Raw genomic sequence first — 16,829 nt, forward strand, 5'->3', positions numbered from 1 at the left:
AACATTTCAAAGATAATAGTATTCAAAAACCTATAAATTGATCACATTTGAACGATGACATAGTCATATTGCAAAAGTTATTACAGGGTAATCAAATTGCCCTGAGGGAACTGTATGACAAATATGCGCAAATGGTGTATCAGCTGGCTTTCCATATTTTAAAGGATGAGCAGATCGCTGAAGAGATTGTACAAGACACTTTCCTTCAATTGTGGGGTTCGAGAGAAAAAATAGATGCAGCGAGCAATATTCGGACATTTATTTATGTGATCAGTCGGAATAAATGTTTCAATAGGCTAAAACAACTTAAAAGATACCATAGCCTCTTCGAACCGCTACTTATCGAAGAATCTTATGACCACATTTCTGAACAAGACCCTTTGGCCGAAAAAGAGGTGACCGAAGCATTGGAACAATTGGTTCAAAAGCTACCAACGAAACAACAGCTTGTATTCCGCATGAGCCGGTTCGAAGGCTTGTCACATCAGGAAATAGCACAACAATTGTCCATTTCCACAAATACCGTAAAAAATCATCTCGTATCTTCCTTAAAGTTTATTAGGGAAGAGCTTAAACGGAACCCTGAGGACTCATCTTTCATCTATCCAGTATTATTTTTTGCTTTTTTTTTCATCGACTAGTCCTTTGCCCGGCTCAATATTGTTCTTACTATAAAGACCGATATCATGATGACCAATTCTGAGTTTGAAAACTTAGTTAAAAACTATCTCGAAAATAAGCTTAGCTCTGAACAAGAACAAAGGTTAGTTGACCTTCTGACCAATAATCCGAGTGCTGATTTTTTGGATAAATTTGACCAGTATTACCTTAAGCATGCTCAGGAAGTTCCTTTAGATCAAGACAAAAAGGACAAGATCTGGTCCAATATCCATACACATCTGGGGCAAGGAAGCCCTTCGGAAAAATATACCAAGAGCATAAATCTCTGGCATTCCTTCCTTCCTTATGCAGCTATTTTCATTGGTATTGTTTCTCTTGCGATGCTTCTCTTTACATTTACTCAAAAACATGCAGAACTCCACAACCATACCAACACAACGGTCAGTCAAATCTTTTTGAAAAAACATAGTGGCTTCATCTTCGCCGGCAACAATCCTAATGGCAATAACATTCCGTTGGAACACTCACAGTTTCAAACCTATGGGATTGCAAAAGATTCAGCTGGTACTCTTATCTTTCGGCAAGATAAACAGCAGGTTTTAGCACGTAACACGAAGTTGACTATTCAAACTCAAAAGGGACAAACACAAGCTCTTATTCTACCTGATGGTTCAAAAGTCTGGATCAATAGCAGTTCGCAGATTACCTTTCCAATCAACTTTAATACAAAAGAGCGTCAGGTACACTTAATCGGTGAAGGATATTTTGAAGTCGCTCATCGTAATCATCAGCCTTTCTCAGTACAAGGTTTACATTATAAGACTGAAGTATTGGGAACACATTTTAATGTCCAAAGTTATCCAAACAGCATAGAAAGGGTTTCTTTACTGGAAGGAAAAGTAAAGGTCAGCAGTCCAAAAAAAGCGATCCACTTGTCGCCAGGACAGCAAGCCTATGGTGAAACCGAAACACTTAAAAAGACCGATATAGATACGACAGATATCCTGGCCTGGCAACAGGGATATTTTAAATTCGAAAACGTTGATATTTATCAGTTGACCGAACAAATCCGAACTTGGTATGATGTTAAATTTGTTAAGATCACCGCACAAAGCAAAGATAGATTTTCTGGAACTTATCGACGGACAAATGACCTCAGTGATCTACTCAAAAATTTAGAAGAGGTATCCAATTTGAGATTCAATATAAAAGAAGGAGGCATCTATGTAACTAACCAATAAATAAACCTTAAATAAAAAACGGAAGTGCTCCAACACTTCCGCAGGTAGATAACGACCAACAAAACGAAAATTATTAATCAATTTATCCAGTTCAAATGTATAAAACTTCTTATTCATTTCGATATCCTATGACCAGGATTATCGTAAAAACAATGATTTTTATGAAACTGATTATCCTGTTTCTACTAGTAGCCACATTTCATGTCAGTGCAAATAGTTATGGGCAAAACATTTCACTACATGTCAAAGGAGAAAGCTTTAAATCTATTTTAGCGAAAATTAGGAAACAAAGTGGCAAAGACTTTCTCTATAACTCTCAACACATTGATGAAGGCAAAAAGATGACTCTTAATATCAGCAATAAGCCTTTAGCGGAAGCATTACGAATATTGTTAGCTGACCAAAAGTTGGTTTATAGCGTTCGAAATAATGCGATTTTAATTATTCCCAATCCTTCCGCAACAACGACGCAGGTAGAAAACAACATTTTTCAGGAGGATCTTCGGGGCAAATTAAAAGACCATACTGGAAAACCTATTGCAGGAGCCACTATTATGCTTGTTGGTACAGGGCAATCGGTGGCAACAGACGAAAATGGTGATTTTCAATTTGCCAAAACACCTCCAAATGGTGAGCTCCGCATTAACTTTATTGGATTTAAAGAAAAGATCATCTCTTTTCATCGGTCTCAACAGCTTGAAATCACTTTACAGCCTCAAATCAATGAAATGGAAGAAGTGGTCGTTGTTGGTTATGGTGTTCAAAAAAAATCAGATCTTACTGGTTCAATTTCTGCAGTTCAAGCAAAGGATTTCACTCAGGGGGCCAATATCAATGCTCTCCAGCTGATCAATGGTAAAGCGCCAGGTGTAACCATCAGTCAAACAAATTCAGCGCCAGGGGCCGGAACCAAAATACAGGTCAGAGGTGCAGGTTCCATCAATAGCAGCAATGATGCCTTGATTGTGGTAGATGGACTACCTGGAGTTGACCCAAGTAGCTTAAGTCCAGATGACATTGAGTCAATAGATATCTTAAAAGATGCCTCTGCAGCTGCTATCTATGGTACGCGCGCGGCAAGCGGTGTGGTGCTTATCACAACAAAAAAAGGAAAATCTGGTATAGCCGTAGCTAAATACGACAGTTATATCGGATTTCAAAATGTCGCGAAAAAATTGGATGTCCTCAACGGAAAGCAATACATGCAAGTTCTAAATGCCATCCGAAAAGATGGAAATAAAGATGCCATATTTACCGAAGAACAAATCAACAACATGGAAGAAGGTACGAATTGGCAAGATGAAATTTTTAGAAAAAATGCGGTTGTCCAAAATCATCAACTTAGCTTTTCGGGCGGTGGTGAAAAAAGTAATTTCTATACCGCACTAAATTATTTCAACCAAGATGGTTTAGTGAAAAACTCAGGCTACTCGAAGATAAATTTCAGAACAAATCTTGAATTTCGACCGAAGGATTATATAAAATTCAATATAAACGGTAATTATACTCGGGGTAATCAGCACGCAATTTATACATCCAATGGTGTCAATGAAGCTGCTGGTCCACTCAATAGTGCACTGCAGTTTGACCCCACACTCCCGGCTCATCTAAACGAAAATGGACGTTACTACCTCAATAATTTTATTGCATTGGATAACCCTCTAGCGTTAATCAATGGCAAAGAAAATAGAAATATCTCCAATACATTCTACGGATTGATTACGGCAGAAATTAAACCTTTTAAAGATTTTACGGCCACACTACGTCTCGGTGGCAGCACGGCCAACACAATGCATTCAAGCTATACTGATCGATCCACCATTAATGGTCTCGCCAATGGCGGATTGGGTTCAAAAAATGCTTCAAGTGGCCACCAATGGTTGGGTGAGTTTTTACTCAACTACACTAAGAAAATGGGGAAACATCAATTGGCATTTCTATTAGGGACAACTTTGGAAGAATTTCAAAGTGAAGGCGTAGGAGCCAGTTCAATGAAATTTTTGTCTGACGTCACTTCATACAATCTCTTACAGAGTGGAGACGGTGACAAAGGCGACAACGTGAGCTCAAGTAAAAGCCGGAATAGACTGAATGGTGTATTAGGACGTATCAATTATAATTTTAACGATCGTTATTATATTACCGCCTCGCTGCGTTCAGATGGTACCTCACGCTTTTCGGAGGAAAACAAATTTGCATTTTTTCCGTCCGGAGCTTTCGCCTGGAAATTAACGGATGAGGATTTTCTTTCTCACTTAAAAGAAAATGGGACAACGCTTAAACTGAGATTCGGATACGGACGATTAGGAAATCAAGGGATAGACAATTACCAAACAATCAACACCTTGGTAGCGTCAGGAAATGCGGTCTTTGGTGACAAGATTTATCAGGGTGTCGTGCCTGCAAGATTACCAAATAGAAACTTGCGTTGGGAATCGACAGAAGAAATAAATCTAGGATTAGATTTTGAACTTTTGCGTGGGCGAATTACAGGATCTATCGACGCTTATAAGCGTAACACCAAAGATCAGCTATTCAGCAAACCAATTTCATCTGTGGTTGGCTTTAGTAATTATATGGTCAATTTTGGAAATGTCGAAAACCGAGGTATAGATTTTCAGTTAAACAGCAAAAACATTATTCGCGATGAATGGCAATGGAATAGTTTATTTAATTTGGCCTTATTAAAAAATGAAGTCAAGGAATTACCTGACTTTATTCCCCAACTTATTACAGGATCTATTGCAAGTTTTATCTCCAACTATCAGCTTGTAGAACGTGGTCAACCGATGTTATCTTTCTATGGCTATGAAACGGAAGGAATTTTTCAGAACGATATGGAAATAAAAAATTCAGCCCAAGCCGGTGCAAAGCCCGGTCATATTCGCTTTAAGGATCAGAATCAGGACGGTAAAATAGACTTAAATGATAGGACAATTTTGGGAAAACCTTTTCCTTCTGTCAACCTGAGTCTTTCCAATACTTTCAGATATAAAAATGTTTCATTGGATTTCCTGCTTCAATATGTAGGTGGAATTAGCATGCTAGACGCTAATATTACTGAAACGCTCTATCCTACCAATGAGTATCGCAACAGGTTATCTGAATACTACCTGAACAGGTGGACACCTGAAAACCCAACCAATCAATACCCTAGTGGCGTGAACCCGACAGCCTATGGAGGTGATTATATTATCAATTCAATGACTGTAAGAGATGCATCGTTTTTAAGACTCAAAAACATTAATTTAAACTATGAGGTATTGAAAAATGGAAGATCAGTCAATCGTATAAATATTTTTCTGGCACTAGAGAACTTGGCAACCTGGACCAAATACAAGGGCTATGATCCCGATGCAAGTGCGACGGAGAAAAATGCAGTGTCCAAAGTAAGCTATAATAGCTATCCTTTAGCACGTACCATTCGATTGGGATTAAATCTTACACTCTAAATTTGACTAACATGACAACATTAAAACTCAAATATCTCATTATAATATTGCTTTCACTCGCTACGATGAGTTGTAATTCATTTTTGAAAGAAGAAGTCTATACAGAATACGATCCCAACAAATTTTTGGCCGATGAGACTGGTATCGACGCACTACTCACAGGAGCCTATGCGCAATCCCGCATCATCGCTTATGACCATCGCAATTATACCTATATGATGAATGAATTCAACACTGATATTGCCTTCGAGACTGGCGGTGGACTCGAAAAAGATGCCGCTCCATTTATCCAGTTCAATTGGTCTGTCAATAATAGTTTTTTGAATTCATTCTGGGAGAAAATGTATAAAGCGATAGCCAGTGCCAATTCGGTTATTATACTATCCAATCAGCTCAATGACTTAGATCCAACTAAACTCAACAAAATACAAGCTGAGGCCAGATTTATCCGCTCATCTTCATATTATTTCCTGTATAATTTATTCGGTCCTACACCTTTGATTGATATCCCCGTCGGGGCTAGCCCACAAGAAATCGAAGAAATTGGGAAAAATGCAAAAAGAGCTGATCGAGATGCCTTTGTCAGCTATATCATCAATGATCTTGAATTTGCCAAACAATATTTACCGATAACAGAAGGCATTATAGGTAGAGCTACAAAAGGTGCTGCTCTGGGTTATCTAATGAAAATTTATCTAAAAGAAAAGAACTGGCAAAAACTCGCTACAGTCACACAGGAAATTATAGATCTTCATCAATATGAACTATATAATAATTATCCGCGCCTCTTTGCCATTGAAGGCGAAAGCAACAAGGAATACATCTTTCGGGCTCCTTGTATTGCACAAGCAGGCTACCAAAATAACTACATGGCCCACGCTTTCCCCCCAAACTACCCTATCCTCAGCAATTGGGTCAATTTTGGCGCACAATTCCGTACCTACAGTGCGTTTTACAAAACCTTTGAGCCAAACGATAAAAGACGTGAACTTCTGATCCGAAGCTATACTGACATAGCTGGCAAGAATGTGGAATTGCTTGAAGATAACAATGGTAAAACTTTAAACGATGTACGAAGTTTCAAATATTGGCCAGACCCAAATGGTGTAGGCGAAAATATGGGTAACGACATCGTCTATATACGCTATGCTGATGTTCTTTTAAGTCGCGCTGAAGCACTTAACGAGCTAAATGGTCCCAATCAGGAAAGTATTAGCCTCATTAATCAGGTTCGTCAACGTGCCAATGCCAGTTTACTTAAATTAACAGATTATGATAGCAAATTACAGTTACGGGATTTTCTACTGGCAGAACGTGGGCGGGAGTTTTTTTCCGAAGGACTGCGTCGGGAAGATTTGATTCGACATGGTAAATTTATCCAATCAGCCAAAGAGCGAGGTTATGCGGCCAAAGAATACCAAGTCGTTTACCCTATCCCACTCCAACAAATTGATGCAAATCCAAATTTAGAACAAAATGATGGTTACTAAACGATACTACTATTTATTGCCATTTATCATTATGCTTGGACTCTACTGTTCATGCATACAGGCTCAAGTTGTCGCGCTTCCAAATAAACAGCAATTGGCATGGCAAAAAGCCGAACTTGGTATCATCTTTCATTATGATCTGCATGTCTTTGACCGGAAAGCATACCAACAACAATCCAATCGCATTGTTCCGGTTCCTGATATACACATCTTCCAGCCGCAACAACTGGATGTCGAACAATGGGTGCTGAGCGCAAAACACGCTGGGGCTAAATTTGCTCTCATTACCGCTACTCATGAGACTGGGTTTGCCCTCTATCCTTCAAAAGTTAACCCTTATAACACGAGCGTCTTGGGGTGGAACAACGGAAAAGAAGATCTTGTTGGTGATTTTATAAAAGCCTGTACCAAACATGGAATCAAGCCGGGAATTTACATAGGAATTCGCTGGAACGCTTACCTTGGCATTCACGATTTTAAAGCCGTCGGTACAGGACAGCAACAAATAGAACGACAAAAGTACTATAATAAGATGGTCGAAGGGATGGTACAAGAGCTATGCACATGGTATGGTCCATTGTTTGAGATCTGGTTTGATGGTGGAGCAAGTAGCCCTGAAAAAGGTGCCCCGAATGTGCTACCAATTGTAAAAAAATATCAACCCAATTGCCTTTTCTATCATAACGATGAACTTGCGGAAGCACGTTGGGGTGGTTCCGAATCTGGAACTGTCCATTATCCATGCTGGTCTAATTTTCCATTCCCTTATACCGGCGCGGGAGAGAGCTGTCCAAAGGTAATTTCTGCAAACGACTTCCTGTTATTAAAAACAGGCGATCCAGACGGGACCTACTTTATGCCAGCAATGGCCGACGCCCCACTACGTGGAGCAAATGGTCGCCACGAATGGTTTTGGGAGCCAAATGATGAAAATTCGGTATATTCTCTTCATCACCTTGTGGAGATGTATCAAAAATCTGTCGGCAGAAATGCAACATTGATCTTAGGGGTTACTCCCGATACCTTGGGACTTGTACCACAAATAGATCAGCAGCGATTAGAAGAGTTTGGGGATGAAATCAAACGTCAATATGGTACCCCACTAAGTGATCTAAATCCAAAAGAAGAGCTTATCCAATTTAAAAATGCAGTGCCTGTCACCCAATTAATCGTTGAAGAAAACCTTGAACAAGGACAACGCGTGCGTGCTTTTCATATTACAGGGAAAACGAAACAGGGCTGGCAAACACTATTTACCGGTTCGTCCATTGGTAACAAATGCATCATTCAATTGAAAGCTCCTACCACCTGTACACAAATTAAACTCACAATAGACAAAGCCATTGGCCAACCTATTATTCATACTTTTCGAGCTTATGATACTTTCTAAGAAAACCAGTAAATCTGTCCTTTTTGCAATTTTATTTGCAAATATGGGTCTACAGCAAGCACAGGCCCAAAACAAAACACAACCTGTCCCGACCACAGACCGCCCCAATATCATCGTGTTTTTTGTGGATGACCTTGGCTGGCAGGATATGTCTGAACCATTTTACAAGGTCAAGACCCCAATCAACGAAAAGTTTCATACCCCCTACTTGGAAACATTGGCCAAAGATGCCGTTAAGTTTACCAATGCGTATGCAACACCGGTGTGCACACCTTCCCGTGTGAGCTTTCTGACCGGATTAAATGCTGCACATCACCGTGTTACCAATTGGACACATCCCAAGGCTAACACGCCAACTGACAACAAAGATGAGCTGTTGAATCCGCCAGATTGGAATATCAACGGATTAAGTCCAGTGCCCAATGTGCCACATACGATATATGCGACTACATTTCCAAGTATTCTTAAAGACAATGGATACTACACCATTCATGTTGGTAAGGCACACTGGGGATCTACCGGAACACCGGGCGCCAGTCCTTTAAATTTGGGGTTTATGGTAAATATTGCAGGACACTCCGCAGGCCATCCGCAAAGCTATTACGGCGAAAATAATTACGGTAACCTTCCTGGCAAAGCGAGTTATCAGGCAGTCCCTGATCTGATGGAATATCACAGCACATCCACATTTCTGACCGAAGCCTTAACCCGGGAAGCACTCAAGGCACTTGAGGAGCCTATCCGCCGCAAGGAACCTTTTTTTCTTAATTTTTCCAATTATGCGGTGCATGTTCCGATCCAACCCGATCCACGTTTTGTCCAGAAATACCTCGACCGTGGCTTAGATTCCACCGAAGCAGCCTACGCTTCGCTGGTCGAAGGTTATGATAAAAGCATGGGAGATATCGTACAATTTCTCAAAGACAAAAACTTGTATGATAATACCGTCATTATTTTCTTAAGTGACAATGGCGGACTTAGCCTCAGCCCCATGCGTACGGGGCCAAACCATACGCAGAACCTACCATTAAAAGCTGGCAAAGGGTCGGTTTACGAAGGTGGTATCCGGGTTCCGCTCTTAATCAAGCGGACCAAGCAGCATCCTGTCCGTACAGAAACAACCCCTGTGATGGTTGAAGATCTTTTCCCAACGATACTCAGCTTGGCCAGGATAGACAACTATCAGCTCGCACAAGAAAAACCTGATGGGAAAAATCTATTGCCACTCATGGAAGGAAATAAATCCAGCGATTGGAGCAGCCGGCCATTGGTGTGGAATATTCCCAACAAGTGGACGGTACCCGACGGGCCTGGGATCAATTTCTTCTCAGCCGTAAGACAGGGAGAATACAAGTTACTTTATGACATGAAAAATGGAAAACTAGAGCTTTATAACTTACAAGAAGATATAGGCGAACTCAACAATATTGCGTCAAAAAGAAAAGGAAAAACCAAAGAGCTCAGCAAATTACTCTCGGATCAGCTCCGCATTTGGAAAGCACAGTTGCCTACTTACAAAACCACAGGCAAGCAAATCCCTTATCCGGATCAAATAGATTAAAACGTATACAAGTACCGATCATAATTTCGATTTTAAACAGTTGAACGTTTTACAGAGGAAGGAAGCTATTTTTTTCGCTTCCTTCTTTGTTTACTTTTAAATATCATACTAGCGCTTCAATCCTTAAATTTCAAATGGCTTCTTTCTATAATATCTTGTTATCATAATTCGCACAGATTAAGCGTGGACATCTGTTTAGATTAATATCATTATGCCATGTCTTCTCCAAAGCATTATTATGGCGTTACAGTCGACAATTTGAGCCGGCTTAAGTTTGTTATAAACTGTCTATCAGGTACCAACTCAGAATAACCCCTATAATAAATATCAGTACTGCGGTAATAGTAATCCCAAAAGAGCCTTGAGCAAAATTTTCATCTTCGATCTGCTTATTTACCTTACGAAATTTAAAGAAGGCCAATACAACTGTCAATGCACCAATGATCACAATAAATACACCTACGACACCTGAATACCCTTGATGCGAATGTGCAATTACTCCTGTTCTCAAAACTGACTCAATCTGACGAATAAAAAGTGAAAACTTAACAACTACAAATCCAAAGCCCATGATGCCCAAACTTGTTCGGATCCATGCCAAGAACGTTCTTTCGTTAGCGAGGTGGTCACTTACTTTCTTTTGCACAATATTATTTGACATATCAAAATAATTTATGTTCAGTAGCTAAGTTAAGGGAATTAAAAAAATTTGACTAATAAAATTTTGTAGTTCAGTTGTAAACTAAAAAACTGTCCGCCGGCAGACGCGGGATGCCGACAGGCTTGTTATTAAAACGATATGCGGCTTTTTGAAAGATCAATCATGAATAAAATCGTTATAAAACCTTCTAATCAATGATATGTTGTTTAAATTTTCCTATACGGGTTATAGATTCTCCAGCCATCTCTTGAACAGTATCCTCAATCATCTGGCACATACTGTTTAATGCCAGATCGTTTGCTTCCGTACCAAATGGTTCTTCAATCTCATCTGCTATTGCTTCAAAAGCAACAAAGGTATATGCGATGAACACCACAATAAAAGGCATAAACCACTCCAAACTATCAACTAGGCCAAAAGGCAACATGGAACAATAGATGTACACTGTACGATGAAGCAGGACCCTATAACTATAGGGTATCGGGGTCGAGACAATTCGTTCGCATCCTCCCAAGATATCTGAAAGCTTATCCAGGTTCTCATCAATGCGTGCCTGCAGAATTGGATCTATAGATTGATTCTCTCTTCCTCTTTCCACCCATTCACCCATTAATTTTATGATAATGGCTGGTTTATATTTTGCTTCTAGTACCTGAGAAAGGCTTTCCTCTGCCAGTCTCATTTTTATATCTGTGGTCGCATCCGTACCTCTGAGCTGGTGCTTTAATGCATAAATAAAGGCCGTTAACAGTCCGATAAATTCAGTGGCCCGCTCTTTATTCTTTACCCTTTCCAAGGTCATAACCTGACGTGTCAATGACCGTCCCGTATTCAATAAAGCTCCCCATAATTTTCTGCCTTCCCAAAATCTATCATAACTTGCATTATTACGAAATCCTAGAAAAAGTGCCAATACAAAGCCGAATAAGGTCAATGGTGCTGGGTTTAGCGGTATTTTAAAGGTTAATATGATACCATGAAAATAAACTACTCCCAAAGAGAATATGAAAAGGAGTAAAAGGCGGGGCAACAGCGCAGGCAATACAGACCCATGCCATACAAAAAGCATTCTGAACCAATTTTCTTTTTTTCTGACTATCATAAAAAGCTATTTAACCTATTGTGAAAACTATTTTTTTTGTATTTCCGACAATGAATTAGCTAGCACAAATGTAAGCATTTCATGCTACTTGTTAAGCTTATAAAGGATGATCAATGGACTGATATTTTATTCAAACAGATCTTCCTTGTTAAGACTGTTGATTGTATTTTTTCTTGTCCGCAGAAAAAAGATGAAATGAATAATCAAGAAGATTCCCCAAATAAGGGTGGTTACATGAACTACTTCTATTTTTTCATAAGGTGATTTAAATCCGAGAATAAACCATAATTCTGAAATAGTATTATGAATTAAATACGTCGTGAAATGAAACCTGAACCCTACATCGTAGATAGGTAAATATTCACTATCTTTTTTACCAAAATAGAATCCGTTGATGAACATTGCAACACCATATAAGACGGAGGATACAATGATGATCATTGGTGCTTTATTTTCTATTCCATAGCTCAAAAAATACCTGAATATTAATGCTAATACACTTGCTGCAAGAGCAAATTTTAAAAGAAAAGATGTGATTGTTTTCATAATTTATGGGTTTAAAAATTTTTTAATTTCTTCTGAATAGAATAAGCGGATGTTTCTAGTTACGAACTGGTTAAAAAGTTCATTACCCAAATCTGTTAGATAATAATATTTTCTTTCAGGCCCTTTAATTCCCTTACGTAATTCGTGTTTTAAGACATCGATATGTTCGTATTTTCTCAAAGCACGGTATAGGCTCTGTTCTTCACAGGTTATTGTCCCATTGGATTGTGTCTCCACAAATTCTTTAATCTCGTCAACATACTTTTTGCTTTCCCGAAGCGAAAGGAAAATCCATAATGTAAGCTGCCCCTTTTTGTAGGTGTCTTCCCAAGAAGATAAAAGCTCTTTTAATTTTTCTTCATTACTCATATTAACTCACTTGTATTATACAACTTGAATAGTATAAATATAATGATATTTTTTTGATTTCAAAATGGTTTGTGTTCCAAAAACAAATCTGGCTAAAAAAGAAATGCGGTATCTGATCAATCATGTGTCACTTCATAAAGCATTTACTGTTATAGGTCTTAGACCAAGACTCGCCGTGGAAATATGAAAACCGGATATTAAATTTTATATTAGTTCTAGAATAATCTTAGTTAAACTTTAATCCATGGAAGAAACTTTTACACACGTCAGGACGATGATCAGCATCATCCTAGGATTCAGTGTCGCCCAATTGCTAAAAAACGGAGTCAAGCTGATTGACCATAACAAAATCTTGACCCCTTACCCACTCCATCTCCTTTGGGTAGTATATTCTTTTCTACTCATTATCCATTTCTGGTGGTGGGAAGCCAGGTTGAAGGACGTGGTTAGCTGGAACTTTTTGGAATACCTGTTCCTCATCTTATATACTGCCATGTACTATGCACTGAGCGTCCTCATATTTCCCGATTCGATCAGTGAATATAAAGGGTTCAAAGACTATTTCTTTTCGCGGAAAAAATGGTTCTTCTCTTTCCTGATCGTTATCTTCATCACAGATTTTGCCGATACCTTATTAAAAGGAAGGGACTACTTCACTACCCTCCACTGGGAATATCCCCTACGCAATGCTGCGCATATCCTACTGTGTATTGCCGGCATCAGATATAGCAATATCCGATTCCAGTACCTTTTGGCAATCTTGTTCATTCTGTATGAATTTATCTATATCTGGCGCCACTATTTTGTATAAGGAGTGGTTGGCGATGTTGAAGGTATTTTAAGCCAAACATCGCCACGTATAATTGAAAGTATGGGCGGGATAGATCAGGCAATAAAACTGACAAAGGAAGTCTTTTCTTCCCTGACTGTTCGCTTTTGCTGAATGACATTAAAGAATCGTCTCACTCTTTATAGAGTAAGACGATCAACTAAAAAAATAAACAAAAAACGGAATATGATTAATTATGGCTTCTCCTCAATAAATTAAAGTACTTCAGCTTGCCACCGAGCATCGATAATTAAATGTTCCTGTTGCTAATTGACTTTTTTTACACTGAAATCTTTTAGAACAACATGTTCATTTGTTCGTATAACGAGTTGCGTAAAGGCCTTTTTGATGAAGAACAAAGCGCTCATAACTGTCATGCCGTTATCTGCAAACAATTCAATTGAATTCCGGTCCAGTAAAAAACGTAAGTCTGATCCTACGGCTTTGACGGTACGGGGAGCTACGGGATTAGTGATAAACTTATCACTGAAATTAGTTTCCCCTGCCTTTGAACGATCTATAAAATATTCATTTTTCTTTTTATCGAAACCGAATATTAAACGATCTCCATCTTCATTAGATAACTCCACTTTAAAATCTACCAAATTGTCGAGCGTAAAGGATGCATCAACCGTATTTCCCAGTTGGGCAAAAGCTTTACTTAGATCTGTTGTTTTATTTACTGGAATGTTCTTAGATTTCAATACTGACTTGCTGGTCTTGTCCAGTTCGGCAACCGGGGTCGATGTCAACATCCAGCCTGTCTCATTTTTGACTAAACCGAGTTCGCGCACAATGGTATTCCCACTACGCCAAGTTTCTGAAGGAACCTGGTTAGCATATTCCCAATTGCTCATCCAGCCAATCAATAGATTGCGTTCGCCTGTATTTGAAAAAGTGACTCCGGCATAATTGTCGGGGCCATAGTCCATCCAACGGATGTCTTTTTGGTCAGTGGTAAATGTATGTCCATCAAATGAACCTACAAAATACTGTGTTGCTGAACCTGTATTTGGTCCACCGGGATTAATGCTCACCAACAATACCCACTTCTCTCCCTCCTTGGTATTGAATCGTATCAGATCCGGACATTCCCATACACCTCCATGTGCGCCAATGCCCTTCCCGAATTCACTGAGTTTACCCCAAGCTTTCAGATCCTTTGAACCGTAAAATGTAATGCTCTGCTTAGTTGCCAAGGCCATGATCCACTGCCCTGTTTCTTTATGCCATGATACCTTTGGGTCCCTAAAATCCCAAACTCCGGGATTGGCGATTACAGGGTTGCCTTTGTATTTGATCCATGTCTTGCCTTTGTCCAAACTGTATGCAATGCTCTGTGTCTGATGTAACCCAGTCTTCTTTTTCTCGATTTCATGACTGTGATTGGTGTAAATTGCTACCAGTGCATCTTTCCCAAACCCCGCAGTATTACCCTTGTCAACAACGGCACTGCCTGAAAAAATAGTACCCAAACTATCTGGAAAAAGGGCTATCGGCAGCTCCTTCCAATGAATTAAATCGGTACTAATCGCATGGCCCCAGTGCATAGGTCCCCAAACAGGTTGATCTGGGTTATGCTGAAAAAACAGATGATATTCGCCATCAAGATATACCAGACCATTCGGATCGTTCATCCAACCGCTCTTGGGTGAGAAATGGTATGCGGGGCGATAATTCTCCAAATTGTTATTCTGCTGTTTTAGGACCTTTTTTCCTTTTTGTCCGTAAGTAAATAACGGCACAACCAATAAAATAAGTGCTAATCTTTTTATCATAATAATCGATTTAAATTTGTGTCATATTTCTTTATTGAGATTTTTCAATGTCCATTCCACTGATTTTCACAATTTCCCTATCGGACAATATAGTCCATATCCTACATTAATAGCCTGGATTTTGCTTGTACAAATATTTGCTCAGTCTAATCTGTTCTTCAGGAATTGGCAGATATTCATTTTTATCTGCAGTAAAATGAGCTACCGAATAATAAGGACGACGGGATTTTTCTGTACCATAATAAGTGTTCATAGCCTGATCTGCAATCCCCCAGCGTACCAGGTCAAAGAATCGGCCATTTTCCATAGCCAACTCTAGACGGCGCTCCCATCGTAAGGCTTTACGTGCATTTTCCTCACTCCAATAAATATTTTCACCATTTTTATAGATATCAATAAAGGTCTTATCTGTTGCATATCGAGTAAAAGTGATACTATTTTTTGCCCGGGTCCGAACCCGATTGATCAGCGGCAAAGCTTCCTGCGATCTATGCAGTTCAATCAGTGCTTCGGCGCGCATCAGCAACACATCTGCAAAGCGAAGAACAATACGGTTTTTCGTATTGGCATAAAACGGCACCATGGGTACAAAGCAGTCACAATCCGGATCCACATTCTCTTTTAACGAAGCATATACGGAATAGTCTGCAGGATTACGGTTCCAGCTTTCATCATATATTCGTTTTGCACTATACTTATAAGGCAGTCCCGGAATTGCTACGGTATGAAAAAGCCTGGGATCATACTTCTCCGAAGTATTAAACTTATTCAACGTATTATAGTTTTCCAATGGCACTCCTTTTCCAGTCGTTCGGAAAGCATTTACCAAGCTTTGGCTAGGCTTATTAAAATCACAACAGCCTAATCCCATTGGTACTGAAAGTACATCCGAAAAGTTCACACGTCCGAATTTTGTCCCATCATCTTTTGAAAACTGTATTGAAAAAAGTGCTTCTGTGCCATTCTCATATTGCCCAGGAAGAAAGTTAAATGCAAAGTCTGCTTCCAAAGCATGGCTTGACGAAAGCACAATATCCGTGTTTTGCAATACTTTTTCAAGGTCCTGCGCATTGATTCCCGTTACAAGATTTTTCTCCTCGCTATCTTGACGATAAGCTTTATAAAGATATGTTTTTCCCAAATAAGCGGCTGCAGCAATCTTGTTGGCGCGACCAATTTCAGGTTGTGCCGCTGGTAGATGGTCTACAGCATATTGGAAGTCATCCGCAATTTTTTGCCATAATGCATCGTTGCTCATACCCCGATTTGAAATAGTTTCATACCCATCAACAGGTACATTCTCATCAATATAGGGTACATATTTAAAAAGGATTTTTAGCATAAAGTAAAAATGCCCACGAAGAAAGCGTGCTTCAGCCAATTTTCCTTCTTTACCAGCAAAATCATCCATTCCCTGAATTGTTTTAATGGTCGTATTGGCACGTGAGATTGAAATATAAAGCTGGGACCAGAGTTTATTTATCTCCGGAATATTGGTCGTAATGTTATTTGAAACCTCCAAAAAATGAAAACTTTGGATGTCCTGTGGTCCGGACCCACCCTTATAGGCATCATCTGACCGCACTGTTCCGTAAGGCCACAGGCTAAATGGCACATCATAATGGTCATTACCCAAAGCCGCATATGTCGCCGTCAACAATTTCTCGGGCTCTTTTACTTGGTCGGAACTTAAAGCGCCCTGTGGTGTTTGATCCAAAAACTTGCTACATCCCGACAGAACTCCGGAGATCAATATTATTATCGCTATTTTGTTTAGTACTCTTTTCAT

13 protein-coding genes are annotated in these 16,829 nt (G+C 39.4%); 7 read left to right on the top strand and 6 right to left on the bottom strand.

What is annotated here, in order from left to right; all coding sequences use genetic code 11:
* Nucleotides 1-47: 47 nt before the first annotated feature.
* The 6 genes from HX021_RS06640 to HX021_RS06665 all read left to right on the top strand — a co-directional run bounded on the left by HX021_RS06640 (nt 48) and on the right by HX021_RS06665 (nt 9,755).
* Nucleotides 48-641, top strand: coding sequence for an RNA polymerase sigma factor (locus HX021_RS06640; RefSeq protein ID WP_286589366.1), 594 nt, complete (start codon nt 48-50; stop codon nt 639-641).
* A gap of 45 nt (nt 642-686) precedes the next feature.
* The gene (locus HX021_RS06645) at nt 687-1,862 is read left to right on the top strand and encodes a FecR family protein (protein WP_286589367.1); all 1,176 of its coding nucleotides are present in this window, start codon (nt 687-689) and stop codon (nt 1,860-1,862) included.
* A 161-nt stretch (nt 1,863-2,023) separates the two neighbouring features.
* Nucleotides 2,024-5,314: a TonB-dependent receptor gene (locus tag HX021_RS06650; RefSeq protein WP_286589368.1), complete on the top strand. Its 3,291-nt coding sequence runs from the start codon at nt 2,024-2,026 to the stop codon at nt 5,312-5,314.
* A gap of 11 nt (nt 5,315-5,325) precedes the next feature.
* A complete protein-coding gene (locus HX021_RS06655; protein WP_286589369.1) occupies nt 5,326-6,804 on the top strand; it encodes a RagB/SusD family nutrient uptake outer membrane protein in 1,479 nt (492 codons plus the stop codon).
* Entirely contained in the window at nt 6,791-8,194 is a 1,404-nt protein-coding gene (locus tag HX021_RS06660) for an alpha-L-fucosidase (RefSeq protein ID WP_286589370.1), read from the top strand. The genes HX021_RS06655 and HX021_RS06660 overlap by 14 nt, the downstream gene beginning before the upstream one ends.
* Nucleotides 8,181-9,755, top strand: a complete 1,575-nt coding sequence (locus tag HX021_RS06665) for a sulfatase (RefSeq protein ID WP_286589371.1) — start codon at nt 8,181-8,183, stop codon at nt 9,753-9,755. The genes HX021_RS06660 and HX021_RS06665 overlap by 14 nt, the downstream gene beginning before the upstream one ends.
* Before the next feature lie 277 nt (nt 9,756-10,032).
* Here HX021_RS06665 and HX021_RS06670 read toward each other — a convergent pair whose 3' ends face one another.
* From HX021_RS06670 to HX021_RS06685, 4 genes are all read right to left on the bottom strand, one after another.
* Nucleotides 10,033-10,416 carry a YidH family protein gene (locus HX021_RS06670; protein ID WP_286589372.1) on the bottom strand — a complete coding sequence of 128 codons (384 nt, stop codon included), beginning with the start codon at nt 10,414-10,416 and terminating at the stop codon, nt 10,033-10,035.
* 187 nt (nt 10,417-10,603) lie between these two features.
* Entirely contained in the window at nt 10,604-11,518 is a 915-nt protein-coding gene (locus tag HX021_RS06675; RefSeq protein ID WP_286589373.1) for a bestrophin family protein, read from the bottom strand.
* Between the two features lie 126 nt (nt 11,519-11,644).
* Entirely contained in the window at nt 11,645-12,064 is a 420-nt protein-coding gene (locus tag HX021_RS06680) for a hypothetical protein (protein ID WP_286589374.1), read from the bottom strand.
* Between the two features lie 3 nt (nt 12,065-12,067).
* Nucleotides 12,068-12,433, bottom strand: coding sequence for a PadR family transcriptional regulator (locus tag HX021_RS06685; protein WP_286589375.1), 366 nt, complete (start codon nt 12,431-12,433; stop codon nt 12,068-12,070).
* 244 nt (nt 12,434-12,677) lie between these two features.
* On the opposite strand from HX021_RS06685, the gene HX021_RS06690 reads away from it, so the two are divergent.
* Nucleotides 12,678-13,244: a hypothetical protein gene (locus HX021_RS06690; protein ID WP_286589376.1), complete on the top strand. Its 567-nt coding sequence runs from the start codon at nt 12,678-12,680 to the stop codon at nt 13,242-13,244.
* 284 nt (nt 13,245-13,528) lie between these two features.
* Here HX021_RS06690 and HX021_RS06695 read toward each other — a convergent pair whose 3' ends face one another.
* Nucleotides 13,529-15,040, bottom strand: coding sequence for a glycoside hydrolase family 32 protein (locus HX021_RS06695; RefSeq protein ID WP_286589377.1), 1,512 nt, complete (start codon nt 15,038-15,040; stop codon nt 13,529-13,531).
* Nucleotides 15,041-15,146: 106 nt separating this feature from the next.
* Nucleotides 15,147-16,829, bottom strand: coding sequence for a RagB/SusD family nutrient uptake outer membrane protein (locus HX021_RS06700; protein WP_286589378.1), 1,683 nt, complete (start codon nt 16,827-16,829; stop codon nt 15,147-15,149).

This window comes from Sphingobacterium sp. N143, from assembly GCF_030325625.1.
Classification (GTDB): domain Bacteria; phylum Bacteroidota; class Bacteroidia; order Sphingobacteriales; family Sphingobacteriaceae; genus Sphingobacterium.